Raw genomic sequence first — 13,673 nt, 5'->3', positions numbered from 1 at the left:
TAAGGGGTCAAACATGGCTGAAGTGTCCCGTAAGCCAGGGCTGGATATCAGGCGTTGCCTGATCGACAGCCTCCTGGCCGGATTGTGTGCGCTGATCGTATTTGGCCCGATCGTGGGCATTGTGCTTAAAGGTTACAGTTACACTCTGTCAACCCCGCGAGTGTTGGTGCTGGTTGGCATCGTGATGATCGGGAGACTGCTGCTCAGTCTGATACTGCAAAGTCGCAGCGGTCGCCAGTTCTTCGCTCGCTTTGAAGGAACGAATGATGGCGTATACGTGAGACCCGTCGGTTATCGATCTCGGCTGCGCTGGGTCATTCCGCTGCTGGTAGTCCTCGCAATCCTGTTCCCGATCATCGCAACAAAATATCTGCTGACGGTGGCGATTCTCGGGCTGATTTATGTGCTGCTGGGACTGGGGCTGAATATTGTGGTCGGTCTGGCGGGCCTGCTCGATCTGGGCTATGTGGCCTTTTATGCCATTGGCGCCTACGGCCTGGCGCTGGGTTATCAGTATCTGGGACTGGGCTTCTGGGCAATGCTGCCGATAGGCGCCATTATGGCGGCGCTGGCAGGTGCGCTGCTGGGATTTCCGGTGCTGCGAATGCATGGTGACTACCTGGCGATTGTCACTCTCGGGTTTGGTGAAATTATCCGCCTGGTGCTGAATAACTGGGTCAGTTTTACCGGGGGACCGAATGGGGTTTCCGTCCCGGCGCCGACGCTGTTCGGTCTCGAGTTTGGCCGGCGGGCCAAAGACGGCGGGGTGCCCATCCACGAGTTTCTGCACATCAGCTATAACCCCAACCTCAAATTTATCTTTATCTACGCCGTGCTTTGCCTGGTGGTCCTGCTGGTGCTGTTTATTAAGCACCGACTGACGCGGATGCCTGTCGGGCGTGCATGGGAGGCGCTGCGTGAAGATGAGATCGCCTGTCGGGCCATGGGGCTGAACCATGTGCTGGTGAAGCTTTCGGCGTTTATGCTGGGGGCGTCTACGGCCGGGATTGCTGGCGTCTTTTTTGCCACCTATCAAGGGTTTGTTAACCCGACCTCGTTTACCTTTTTTGAGTCGGCGCTGATTCTGGCGATCGTGGTACTGGGCGGGATGGGCTCGACGCTGGGCGTGGTGCTGGCCGCGTTTGTCCTGACGGTGGCGCCGGAACTGCTCCGCGGGTTCGACGAATATCGGGTGCTGCTGTTTGGCGTATTGATGGTGCTGATGATGATCTGGCGGCCACGTGGGCTGGTGCGTACCAGTCGTACGGGGGTGGAGATACGTAAGGGAGTGGCGCCATGAAGGATAATATTTTGCAGGTCGAGCATCTGATGATGCATTTTGGCGGTATTAAAGCGCTCAATGATGTCAATCTTGCGGTTAAAAGAGGGTCGATTACCGCGCTGATTGGCCCGAATGGCGCGGGCAAAACCACGGTGTTTAACTGCCTGACCGGGTTTTATCGTGCGACCGGCGGGACGATCAGGCTGCATGCCCGATCACGGATGACCGACGTGATTCAGGTGCTGGGACAAAAGCTTCATCCGACGGATTTTCTCCATCCAGCCGCGCTGGGATCGCGGCTCTATTACAAAATGTTCGGTGGGACGCATTTGGTTAACCGGGCGGGGCTGGCGCGAACCTTCCAGAATATTCGGCTGTTTCGTGAGATGTCGGTGATTGAAAATTTGCTGGTGGCCCAGCATATGCAGGTAAATCGCAATTTACTCGCCGGGATCTTCAATACCCGTGGGTATCGCGCTGCCGAAAGCCGGGCGCTGGATCGGGCCTTCTACTGGCTGGAGGTTGTCGGTATGGAGGATTGCGCTAACCTGCTGGCGGGAACGCTCTCCTACGGGCAGCAACGGCGGCTGGAGATTGCCCGCGCGATGTGTACCGGGCCCGAGATGATCTGTCTGGACGAACCGGCGGCGGGGCTGAATCCCGTGGAGACTCAGGCGCTGAGTCAGATTATCCGCTTCCTGCGCCTGTATCACGGCGTGACCGTATTATTGATTGAACACGACATGGGGATGGTGATGGAGATTTCCGATCACGTTATCGTGCTCGATCACGGCGATGTGATCGCCCGCGGTGAACCGAAGGAGATTCAGTCGAATACCAGTGTGATCGCGGCCTATCTGGGAACGGATGAAGAGGAGCTTGCCGAATGAGCCAACCGTTGCTTGAATTTCGTCAGGTTGATGTGTTCTACGGTCAGATCCAGGCGTTGAAACAGGTCTCCTTAACGGTTAATGAAGGGGAGACGGTGGCGCTGATCGGCGCCAACGGCGCCGGGAAGTCCACGCTGTTAATGTCCATTTTTGGCCAACCGTGCATCGCCGAAGGACAGATTCGCTATCGCGGCGAGGATATCAGCCGACGGTCCACCCATTTTATTGCCAGTCACGGCATCGCCCAGGCACCGGAAGGGCGACGGATTTTTGCCGATATGACGGTGGAGGAAAACCTGCTGATGGGGACGATTCCTGTGGGCAGCCGCTATCAGAATGAGGATAAAGCGCGAATGTATCAGCTTTTTCCTCGTCTTGAGGAGCGACGGACACAGCGTGCCATGACCTTATCGGGAGGCGAGCAGCAGATGCTGGCGATTGCCCGGGCATTGATGAGCCGACCGAAACTGCTACTGCTGGATGAGCCCAGTCTTGGACTGGCGCCGCTGGTGGTCAAACAGATATTCCAGATCCTGCGTGAGCTGACGCAGCAGGGCATGACGTTGTTTCTGGTGGAGCAAAATGCGCATCATGCGCTGAAGTTGTCCGACCGCGCCTACGTAATGGTGAATGGTCAGATTCAATTAACCGGAACAGGCAGGGAACTGTTGAACAACCCTGAAGTGAGAAATGCCTATCTTGGTGTGACCTGATAAGTGACAGCGTCACTAACTCCGGACATTAAAACAGACAACCAATCCCCCATCCGCCGGCGATTTCCCGTCGGCGTTTGCGTTTCTCGTCAGGGCAAGCTGCTGATTTCTTCAGGATAAAGGCGATAAACGAGCTGGCCTTTCTTCTGCGGATGCGGGCATACTGAATGACCTTTACCTGGCCAGTGCGCTACCGACGTCGCCGGGACGCAATGCAGGTGCGAAATTAACACGGGAGAAATGGAATGAACTTACCGGTTGTTGCCGTTATTGGGCTCGGTGCTATGGGGCATGCTTTTGCCAGCAATCTGTTAAAAAAAGGCTTCACCGTTCATGGCTGGAATCGTACTCCTGAGCGGGGTGAGAATTTGATGGCCAGCGGATTGATTCGTCATGCGACGCCGCAACAGGCCGTGGCGTCGGCGGAGGTGATTCTGTCGGTTCTGACCGATGGTGAAGCGACCCTGAATGCGATCCGCGAGGTAGCTCCGGTTTGCCAGCAAGATGCTGTTTTTTGCCAGATGGGGACGATTGGCGTCGAACAAACACAGGTGGCGGTCGATCTGCTGGCCTCGCTTCGTCCATCGATGGTCTACCTCGATGCGCCGGTGTCGGGAACGAAAAAACCGGCGGAAAATGCCCAAATTCTGGTGCTGGCCAGCGGGGATCGTCAGCGAGGCGCGAAGGCCGAGAGCGTCTTTGAGGCGATAGCGCGCGGCACACAATGGTTTGGCGACGTCGGCAACAGTCAGAAAATGAAGCTGGTACTGAACGCCTGGCTGATCACTATGATGGAAGGCGTGGCAGAAAGTACGTTACTGGCGGCGAAATTAGGCTTTACTCCCGAGCAGTTCTGGGGGGCGCTTGACGGTGGCCCGCTGGCGGCGCCGTATGTGAAAGCCAAGCTGGAGATGATCGCGGCGAATGATTTTGCGCCGCAAATGCAGCTCAGCCATGCGCTGAAAGATGCGCGACTGGCGCTTGAAGCGGCGGAAGAGACCCAGTTGCCGATTCTGGCCACCATCGCCGACTGTTGGGATGACGCCGCCGAAGAGGGGTTTGCCGATCGTGACCTGGCATCGGTGTATGCCTGGCTGGCGGGACGGTCGACAAACGAGCAGTAATGCAAAATGAGCAGGGGGCCTGCGTGAATTCTTATACATTCCCCGGCCGGCTGAAAGCATAGAATTCACGTAGCGCACGCATTTTTCATGAATAAAAACCCGAAATACATCGGGTTTTTAGTGTGTGGCAGTACGGACACTACAGCCCATTCAGCCAGCATTGCTCATATGGCGATGTGCATCGACCATGGCCTGATGTGGGCCAGACTGACCGTTGTTCATGAACGCATGGGCAACAGCTGCTCTTTCATGTTCATTCATCGTCGCAAACGAAGTTGCAGGGTGGGAAGCGGCGTTAACGGTGTTCATTCCCATCATCTTCTGGTGACTTTCCGCCATGTTCATGTGTGCATCCGCTGAACCGTTATTCATGGTTTCATGGGCAAGAATGGCTTGTTGATGCTGATCCATACCGGCCATCCGAGGGGCTACCCCGTGGATCGTGGCGGCAACAGCAGCAGACTGTATTTGATGGGCCGGAGCCTGTGCATTATTGACACGCTCATGGATATTCACTGTTTCAGTGGCCCAGGTTGTAGATATTAAACTAAAACCTAGCACAGATGCTAATACGATATTTTTCATGTTCATTCTCCATTCGTTAATTAGTAATGTCCGGTAATTGTCGTCAATGCTTTCAGTTGCGTTCACTGATAAATTGAAGAATTTTTCCGCACTGTCGGCTGTATATTCCTCTCATAGAACGGTATGGATATTTCGTATTGATGAGGTAATACAGCGTTCCTGATAAGTTGCACTAATTATATCGAATGGCTTCTGTTTCCCCCATGACAGCCTGATGACATCGTGGTCATTTTATTCATGCAAGTCAGTGTTGAGTTGTTGGGTTAATTTTTCCCAGCCTTGGCACTGATAATATAAAACGTGTCGAATGCACATCTGATTCCACCTGAACTTTTCCGTGATGTGCTTCCACGATTGATTTCACAATAGCAAGACCGATACCGCTGCCTTCGCCTTTTCGTTGCCTCGATGGATCCACCCGATAAAAGCGATCGAATAGCCTTGGCAAATGTTCTTCAGGGATGGGTTTTCCCGGATTTTCAATGATAAGCTCAAAATAGCTTGCCAGCTTCCTGATCGTGACAGTCACTGCCTGACCTTCCGGTGTATAACGCAGGGCATTGGATAACAGATTATTAATGGCTCTTCTGAACATCTGGGAATCGCCTTCTACCAGGCAGGGCATCCCGTTAAATTTCAACGTGATGTTACGTTCTTCCGCCCATGCTTCAAAGAAATCGAAGACTTTAATCACCTCCACACTCAAATCAAACATGGTCCGCTCAGGGATCAACTGGTTATTATCTGCCTGCGCCAGGAAAAGCATATCGCTGACCATTTTGGTCATCCGATTATACTCTTCAAGGTTTGAGTACAAGACATCCTCAAGCTCCTTCTGCGTCCGGTCCTGGCTCAGCGCAATTTCAGTTTGCGTCATCAGATTGGTGATGGGGGTTCTGATCTCGTGTGCGATATCGGCAGAAAAATTGGCCTGCCGTGTAAAGACATCTTCAATTTTCTCAATCATGTGATTAAAAGAGATGACCAACTGCTCTAGCTCAATGGGAACACGGGTTGGTTCCAGCCTCGCATCGAGATTCTCAGAGGTGATGTTTTTAATGGAATTACTGACGTTACGTAGGGGCTGATGCCCCTGGCGAACCGCGATTCGAATGATAAGAATAATCAGCAGGCTTACCACCACGGCAATCGCAATCAGATTCTTTTTCAGCGCATCAAGATAGTGAAGATGGAAATTAATGGAGAGGCCGATCAACATGACATAGTTCTGCGCTTTTCCCTGAAATATCGCCGTCCCGGAAGACGCGATTATCCGGTATGTTTCCATTTTCATATCAGCAACGGAGCGCATTGGCCGAGCAGAATCCTCTACCGTCCACAGAAAAACATCCCTTGCCCGGAGGTGATCACTAAAATGAGCGGTATTTACCGCCGGGCGTAATGCCGCGCCCTGCGCCGAGTTGAATAACACCTTTTCCTGCGGATCCAGAAGCAGAACCGCAACGTTGCGGTAACTGGCAATCGACTCCTTTATTTTGCTTATCTTTTTCTCATCCGGGTCTGCCGGTGACTGCAGTATACGGTTCATCGTGGCGCTGATTTGTTGCAGGTCACTGACATCCTGCTCGGCGAAATGATTTTCAACGGAATTCAGCGTGAACCAGGTAAACGCAAGAAAAGCCAGGATTGTGGACAGGCTGATAAAAAAGGTCAGCCTCAGGGCGAGGGAGAAAGGGCGCCTTGAAGGCTTGCTATGCATCCGGGACCTCCAGCATATAGCCAACGCCGCGAACCGTCTGGATCAGTTTCGGCTCGTAATCATTGTCTATTTTTGCGCGAAGCCGCTTAACCGCAACGTCAATTGCGTTGGTATCACTGTCAAAATTCATGTCCCACACCTGGGAAGCAATCAGGGAGCGGGGCAGGACTTCTCCCTGATGACGAATGAAAAACTCCAGTAGACTAAACTCTTTACTGGTGAGCACAATGCGGTTTCCGGCGCGACTGACCTTTCTTGATACGAGATCAATCATGAGGTCAGCCACCTTAAACTGGCTTTCCGTGATCAGTGTATTCCCCCGTCGCAACAAGGTTCGTACCCGCGCGAGTAGTTCAGCAAACGCAAAAGGTTTAACCAGGTAATCATCTGCGCCCAGCTCAAGTCCTTTGACCCGGTGTTCAATCGTGCCGAGAGCTGTCAGCAACAATACCGGCATCCCCTTTCCGGCAGTGCGGAGCATACGGAGGATATCCCAGCCGTTCACGTCAGGCAGCATAATATCCAGGATCACTAAATCATACTCGGCAGTCATGGCGAGATGATAACCCGTCAGACCATTATCAACGTGATCGACGATGAACCCAGCTTCAGTCAACCCTTTGCTGAGGTACTCACCTGTTTTAATTTCGTCTTCAACGATCAGTATTTTCATTTTGCTCCCCGGCTGGCTTCTGATGACATTCTATTGCGCCCACCACTGTTATCAACGAATTACCGTTAAAATGACAACATTGTCATTATCCTGTCACCCGGTAAACAGAGAACGCTCTGTAAAGTAACCCCATCAATATTCGGACTTCATTTGAACCATTCACCCGGTTTGCCTGAACGAGAAGCGTTATGTTCAAATTAAAACTACTCAGCATCAGCACAATATTCATCCTGGCAGGTTGCGTGTCTCTGGCACCTGAATATCAGCGGCCAGCAGCGCCGGTACCTGAGCTGTTCTCTCAGTCCCGCAATCGCCTGACACCCGCGGTGAATGGATATCAGGACACCGGATGGCGTAATTTTTTTGTTGACCCGCAGGTGACCCGGTTGATCACCGAAGCCCTGAATAATAACCGCGATTTAAGAATGGCCACCCTGAAGGTCGAAGAGGCCCGTGCGCAGTTCAATGTGACGGATGCCGATCGCTATCCCCAGTTGAATGGATCGTCAGGAATCACTTACAGCGGCGGGCTGAAAGGTGACAAACCGACCACTCAGGCGTACGACGCAGGTCTGGTGCTCAGCTATGAGCTCGATTTTTTCGGCAAGCTCAGGAACATGAGTGAGTCTGACAGACAGAACTATTTTGCCAGTGAAGAAGCCCGTCGTGCCGTACACATTCTGCTGGTTTCCAGGGTGTCGCAGAGTTACTACAGTCAGCAGCTGGCGTATGAACAACTCCGCATCGCAAGGGAAACGCTGAAAAATTATGAGCAGTCCTATGCTTTCGTTGAACAACAACTGGTGACCGGTAGTACGAATGTTCTGGCGCTTGAACAGGCCCGAGGGCAAATAGCAAGTACCCGCGCAGAGATAGCCAAAAGAGAAGGCGATCTGGCCCAGGCAAATAATGCCCTGCAGCTGGTTTTGGGAACGTATCGCGCGCTTCCCTCAGAAAAAGGGATGAACGACCGTGATATTACGCCCGTAAAACTGCCGCCGAACCTGTCCTCACAAATTCTGCTGCAGCGCCCGGATATTATGGAAGCGGAATATCAGCTGAAAGCAGCTGACGCCAGTATCGGTGCAGCACGTGCGGCTTTTTTCCCGTCGATTACCCTGACCAGCGATCTTTCGGCAAGCAGTACCGAGCTATCCAGTCTCTTCACACCAGTGAGTGGAATGTGGAATTTTATCCCTAAAATTGACATTCCCATCTTTAATGCCGGCAGGAATAAAGCCAATCTGAAACTGGCTGAAATTCGTCAGCAGCAGTCGGTGGTTAATTATGAACAAAAAATTCAGTCAGCATTTAAGGACGTTGCCGACTCACTTGCGCTGCGAGACAGTCTTAGCCAGCAAATTGACGCTCAGCGGCGTTATCTTGACTCGCTACAGATAACTCTCCAGCGAGCCAGGGGATTATATTCCAGCGGTGCCGTCAGTTATATCGAAGTACTTGATGCAGAACGCTCACTGTTCACAACGCAGCAAGCCATTCTCGACCTTATCTATTCCCGACAGATTAATGAAATTAATCTGTTCACTGCACTGGGTGGCGGTTGGGTAGAGTAAATAATATTTAATTAATCAATCAGGAAATTAAAAATGCGTAATTCACTTAAAGCGGTTGTATTCAGTGCTCTCTCCATCATGTTTTCTGCTGGTCTTCATGCTGAAGAACATCAGCACGGCACAATGAATGTTGCTGGTGACGCCTCATCGCAGCAGGTCATCAATGGGACGGGTGTCGTAAAAGAGATAGATCTTGATAATAAAAAGATCACCATTGCCCATGAAGCTATTCCTGCGGTCGGCTGGCCTGCAATGACTATGCGTTTCACATTTGTTCAAGCCGACGTAAACATTGCCACACTGAAAACAGGCAGCCACGTTGATTTTTCATTTGTCCAGCAGGGCAATATCTCTTTACTCAAAAATATTAAAATTACGCAATCCTGATTGACAGTCTGGAGCGAATATACCCTGTGCGCCTAAATATTCACCAAATCAGCTCTGTGAATTCATCCTCTGGCGCACATGCCAGGAGTTTTGATTTTTTTGCGGGAAATTGTATGGCTTCTTTAAAGATAAAATATGCTGCAATAATTATCAGCAGCCTCATCGCCGGAGGGCTGATATCTGTTACTGCCTGGCAGTATATAAACGCAGCACAAAATACAGTAAAAACGTCACCGCAGAGAAAGGTGCTTTTCTGGTATGACCCAATGAAACCGGATACTAAATTTGATAAACCCGGCAAATCTCCCTTTATGGATATGGACCTGGTGCCTAAATATGCTGATGAAAGCGACGAAAAAAACAGTGCCGGCATACGTATTGATCCCACGCAGATCCAGAACCTTGGACTAAAAACACAAAAAGTCACACGCGGAATGCTGAGTTATTCCCAGACGATCCCGGCCAACGTCAGTTATAACGAATATCAGTTTGTCATTGTACAAGCGCGCTCTGACGGATTCGTCGAGAAAGTGTATCCACTGACGATTGGCGATCATGTGAAGAAAGGGACGTCGCTTATCGATATCACCATCCCGGATTGGGTGGAAGCACAAAGTGAGTTCCTTCTGTTATCCGCTACCGGGGGGACGCCCACGCAAATTAAGGGCGTCCTGGAACGGCTTCGTTTGGCTGGCATGCCGGAAGAGGATATCCAGAGGCTACGTTCAACCCGCAGCATCCAGACCCGATTTACCATTAAGGCACCTATAGATGGTGTTATTACTGCGTTTGACCTACGTAGCGGAATGAATATATCGAAGGATAAAGTGGTGGCGCAGATACAGGGGATGGATCCGGTCTGGATCAGTGCAGCGGTCCCGGAATCCATCGCCTATTTGCTGAAAGACACGTCACAGTTTGAAATTTCGGTGCCGGCTTATCCGGATAAAATGTTCCATGTCGAAAAATGGAACATTCTTCCCAGCGCGGATCAAACTACCCGCACGTTGCAGATTCGTCTGCAGGTAACTAACAAGGATGAACTGCTGAAACCTGGCATGAATGCCTACCTGAAACTCAATACCCAAAGCCAGGAAATGCTGTTAATACCGAGCCAGGCGGTGATAGATACCGGCAAGGAACAGCGCGTGATTACTGTCGATGATCAAGGGCGGTTTATCCCGAAAAGTATCCAGGTTCTGCATGAGTCACAGCAACAGTCTGGTATTGGCGCGGGTCTTAATGAAGGGGATACCGTGGTGGTCAGTGGTCTATTCCTGATTGACTCCGAAGCCAATATTACCGGCGCTCTGGAGCGTATGCGCCATTCTGAAAAAAGGGATGGCACGATGCCGACAATGTCTGACAACCCTGCAGATATGCATTCGGGTCATTGAGGAGAAGACAATGATTGAATGGATTATCCGGCGGGCAGTCGCCAACCGTTTTCTGGTCATGATGGGAGCCCTGTTTCTCAGCATCTGGGGAACCTGGACTATCATCAATACACCTGTGGATGCGTTGCCCGATCTGTCTGATGTGCAGGTCATTATTAAAACCAGCTATCCCGGCCAGGCACCGCAAATTGTTGAAAATCAGGTCACCTATCCGCTCACCACCACCATGCTGTCGGTACCTGGTGCAAAAACCGTACGCGGTTTTTCCCAGTTCGGTGATTCCTATGTGTATGTCATTTTTGAAGATGGAACCGACCTGTACTGGGCGCGCTCCCGCGTGCTGGAATACCTTAATCAGGTTCAGGGGAAACTGCCTGCCGGTGTGAGCTCTGAAATTGGCCCTGATGCCACGGGCGTGGGCTGGATATTTGAATATGCTCTTGTTGATCGCAGCGGCAAACACGATCTTTCGGAACTGCGTTCTCTGCAGGACTGGTTCCTGAAATATGAGCTGAAAACCATCCCGAATGTTGCCGAAGTGGCATCAGTTGGCGGCGTGGTGAAGCAGTATCAGATCCAGGTAAATCCGATAAAACTGTCGCAGTACGACGTCAGTCTGCCCGAAGTGAAACAGGCTCTTGAATCCTCTAACCAGGAAGCCGGTGGTTCATCCGTTGAGATTGCAGAATCAGAGTACATGGTGCGTGCTAGCGGTTACCTTCAGTCCATTGATGATTTCAAAAATATCGTACTGAAAACCGGCGCAAACGGAGTACCGATTTATCTGCGTGATGTTGCGCGCATACAAACAGGTCCGGAAATGCGGCGCGGTATTGCAGAGCTTAACGGTCAGGGAGAAGTCGCCGGTGGCGTTGTGATCCTGCGCTCGGGAAAAAATGCGCGCGACGTTATCACTGCGGTGAAAGATAAACTGGAGACGCTGAAGGCCAGCCTGCCTGAAGGTGTCGAGATCGTAACGACCTACGATCGCAGCCAGTTAATCGACCGTGCCATTGACAACCTCAGCCACAAGCTCCTTGAAGAGTTTATTGTTGTAGCCATCGTCTGTGCGGTGTTCCTCTGGCATGTTCGTTCTGCTCTGGTGGCGATTATTTCTCTGCCACTGGGTCTCTGTATCGCCTTTATCGTCATGCATTTCCAGGGGCTGAATGCCAATATTATGTCGTTGGGAGGAATTGCGATAGCCGTTGGTGCGATGGTGGATGCCGCGATCGTCATGATTGAAAACGCGCATAAGCGGCTGGAGGAGTGGAACCATCGTCATCCCGGGGAACAGATTGACAACGCGACCCGCTGGAAGGTCATCACCGAGGCCTCCGTCGAAGTTGGCCCCGCATTGTTTATCAGTCTGCTAATCATCACCTTATCTTTCATTCCTGTTTTTACCCTGGAAGGACAGGAAGGGCGTCTGTTTGGCCCGCTGGCTTTTACGAAAACCTATTCCATGGCGGGAGCGGCCACCCTGGCCATCATCGTCATTCCGATACTGATGGGATTCTGGATCCGGGGAAAAATCCCCGCGGAGACCAGTAATCCGCTAAACCGGTTGTTGATTAATGCCTATCATCCTTTACTACTCAGAGTGCTTCACTGGCCAAAAACAACCCTGTTGGTCGCCATCTTATCTATCTTCACCGTGATCTGGCCCTTGAGTAAGATTGGCGGTGAATTTCTTCCGAAAATTAATGAAGGTGACTTGCTGTATATGCCATCAACATTGCCCGGTATATCTCCAGGTGAAGCAGCAGCGCTCCTGCAGACCACGGACAAGTTAATCAAAACGGTGCCTGAAGTGGCTTCCGTTTTTGGCAAGACAGGTAAGGCCGAGACCGCCACGGACTCCGCGCCTCTTGAAATGATGGAAACCACGATTCAACTGAAACCAGAGGATCAGTGGCGGACAGGCATGACGATTGACAAGATTATTGAGGAACTTGATAAGACCGTTCGTTTGCCCGGTCTGGCTAACCTGTGGGTACCACCTATCCGCAATCGTATTGATATGCTCTCAACCGGGATAAAAAGTCCAATAGGTATCAAGGTGTCAGGTACCGTTCTGTCAGATATTGATGCGACAGCACAAAGTATCGAAGCCGTAACCAAAACCGTGCCGGGTGTGGTTTCTGTTCTGGCTGAACGGCTGGAAGGTGGGCGTTACATTGATGTGGATATTAACCGGGAAAAAGCCTCCCGGTACGGTATGACAGTCGGCGATGTTCAGCTGTTCGTCTCCTCGGCCATAGGAGGTGCCATGGTAGGGGAAACGGTTGAAGGTGTGGCCCGATACCCGATTAACATCCGCTATCCGCAGGATTACCGGAACAGCCCACAGGGGTTGAGAGAGATGCCAATCCTGACGCCGATGAAGCAGCAAATTACCTTGGGCGATGTTGCCGACATTAACGTCGTTTCCGGACCCACCATGCTGAAAACGGAAAATGCCCGGCCAGCCAGCTGGATCTATGTTGATGCCCGCGGCAGGGACATGGTGTCGGTGGTTAATGACATTAAGACAGCGATTAGCCAGAAAGTGAAACTGAAACCGGGTACCAGTGTGGCATTCTCCGGCCAGTTTGAATTACTTGAGCACGCCAATAAGAAACTGAAACTGATGGTACCGATGACGGTGATGATTATTTTCATTCTGTTATATCTGGCATTCCGTCGTGTTGATGAGGCCTTACTTATTCTGATGAGCCTGCCGTTCGCGCTGGTCGGTGGAATATGGTTCCTGTACTGGCAGGGATTCCACATGTCAGTGGCGACCGGCACCGGATTTATTGCGCTGGCCGGGGTAGCGGCTGAGTTTGGCGTGGTCATGCTGATGTATCTGCGCCATGCCATTGAAGCGCATCCGGAGTTGTCCCGTAAGGAGACGTTCACATCGGAAGGCCTTGATGAAGCCCTTTATCATGGTGCTGTGCTGCGTGTCCGGCCAAAAGCGATGACCGTGGCGGTTATTATTGCCGGTCTGTTGCCCATACTCTGGGGAACCGGCGCGGGCTCGGAAGTCATGAGCCGGATCGCGGCGCCGATGATAGGCGGAATGATTACCGCGCCGCTACTCTCCCTGTTCATTATTCCTGCTGCCTATAAATTAATCTGGCTGCGCAGACATAAAAAAAGCGTGTCATGACACAGAAAGCCCCCCAGAGGGCTGAGGGATCCCCAGTAATGGGCGAGTAAAAAAGACAGGCATAGAGTTTTGTGATCTACTGATTGCGCTAACAAATTCAATGAGATCACCTCTATGCCTGCCCGCGCATTGTGCCAGAAGTTTTTCCGCCGTGCTTTAGCCCCTTTTCAT

The 13,673-nt window shown here is 51.5% G+C and carries 11 protein-coding genes; 8 read left to right on the top strand and 3 right to left on the bottom strand.

Annotation, left to right across the window (positions count from 1 at the left end; all coding sequences use genetic code 11):
- Positions 1-13 precede the first annotated feature (13 nt).
- The 4 genes from livM to ACZAHD_RS17610 all read left to right on the top strand — a co-directional run bounded on the left by livM (position 14) and on the right by ACZAHD_RS17610 (position 4,009).
- Positions 14-1,300 (top strand): high-affinity branched-chain amino acid ABC transporter permease LivM, encoded by a 1,287-nt coding sequence (gene livM / locus ACZAHD_RS17625; RefSeq protein ID WP_462457930.1) that lies wholly within the window; start codon positions 14-16, stop codon positions 1,298-1,300.
- Positions 1,297-2,172 (top strand): ABC transporter ATP-binding protein, encoded by an 876-nt coding sequence (locus ACZAHD_RS17620; protein ID WP_462457929.1) that lies wholly within the window; start codon positions 1,297-1,299, stop codon positions 2,170-2,172. Before livM ends, ACZAHD_RS17620 begins: the two co-directional genes overlap by 4 nt.
- Positions 2,169-2,885, top strand: a complete 717-nt coding sequence (locus ACZAHD_RS17615; protein ID WP_462457928.1) for an ABC transporter ATP-binding protein — start codon at positions 2,169-2,171, stop codon at positions 2,883-2,885. The genes ACZAHD_RS17620 and ACZAHD_RS17615 overlap by 4 nt, the downstream gene beginning before the upstream one ends.
- Positions 2,886-3,130: 245 nt before the next feature.
- Complete coding sequence (locus tag ACZAHD_RS17610; protein ID WP_462457927.1) at positions 3,131-4,009, top strand: NAD(P)-dependent oxidoreductase; 879 nt, start codon at positions 3,131-3,133, stop codon at positions 4,007-4,009.
- Between the two features lie 150 nt (positions 4,010-4,159).
- Here ACZAHD_RS17610 and silE read toward each other — a convergent pair whose 3' ends face one another.
- The 3 genes from silE to silR all read right to left on the bottom strand — a co-directional run bounded on the left by silE (position 4,160) and on the right by silR (position 6,987).
- Positions 4,160-4,594, bottom strand: a complete 435-nt coding sequence (gene silE, locus ACZAHD_RS17605) for a silver-binding protein SilE (RefSeq protein WP_462457926.1) — start codon at positions 4,592-4,594, stop codon at positions 4,160-4,162.
- A gap of 244 nt (positions 4,595-4,838) precedes the next feature.
- Positions 4,839-6,314 carry a Cu(+)/Ag(+) sensor histidine kinase gene (locus ACZAHD_RS17600; protein WP_462457925.1) on the bottom strand — a complete coding sequence of 492 codons (1,476 nt, stop codon included), beginning with the start codon at positions 6,312-6,314 and terminating at the stop codon, positions 4,839-4,841.
- Positions 6,307-6,987, bottom strand: a complete 681-nt coding sequence (gene silR, locus ACZAHD_RS17595; RefSeq protein WP_462457924.1) for a copper/silver response regulator transcription factor SilR — start codon at positions 6,985-6,987, stop codon at positions 6,307-6,309. Before silR ends, ACZAHD_RS17600 begins: the two co-directional genes overlap by 8 nt.
- Positions 6,988-7,175: 188 nt before the next feature.
- Between silR and ACZAHD_RS17590 the strand changes: the two genes are divergently transcribed.
- The 4 genes from ACZAHD_RS17590 (at position 7,176) to silA (ending at position 13,502) form a co-directional block, all read left to right on the top strand.
- A complete protein-coding gene (locus ACZAHD_RS17590; RefSeq protein ID WP_462457923.1) occupies positions 7,176-8,561 on the top strand; it encodes an efflux transporter outer membrane subunit in 1,386 nt (461 codons plus the stop codon).
- 33 nt (positions 8,562-8,594) lie between these two features.
- Positions 8,595-8,948, top strand: a complete 354-nt coding sequence (gene cusF / locus ACZAHD_RS17585; RefSeq protein ID WP_462457922.1) for a cation efflux system protein CusF — start codon at positions 8,595-8,597, stop codon at positions 8,946-8,948.
- Between the two features lie 113 nt (positions 8,949-9,061).
- Positions 9,062-10,345, top strand: a complete 1,284-nt coding sequence (locus tag ACZAHD_RS17580) for an efflux RND transporter periplasmic adaptor subunit (RefSeq protein ID WP_462457921.1) — start codon at positions 9,062-9,064, stop codon at positions 10,343-10,345.
- Between the two features lie 10 nt (positions 10,346-10,355).
- A complete protein-coding gene (gene silA, locus ACZAHD_RS17575) occupies positions 10,356-13,502 on the top strand; it encodes a Cu(+)/Ag(+) efflux RND transporter permease subunit SilA (protein WP_462457920.1) in 3,147 nt (1,048 codons plus the stop codon).
- The last annotated feature ends 171 nt before the right edge of the window (positions 13,503-13,673 follow it).

It is taken from the genome of Raoultella sp. (assembly GCF_039594335.1).
Taxonomy (GTDB): Bacteria; Pseudomonadota; Gammaproteobacteria; order Enterobacterales; family Enterobacteriaceae; genus Klebsiella.
The sequence above is the reverse complement of the archived record's forward strand: the minus strand, read 5'-3'. Positions and strand labels throughout refer to the sequence as shown.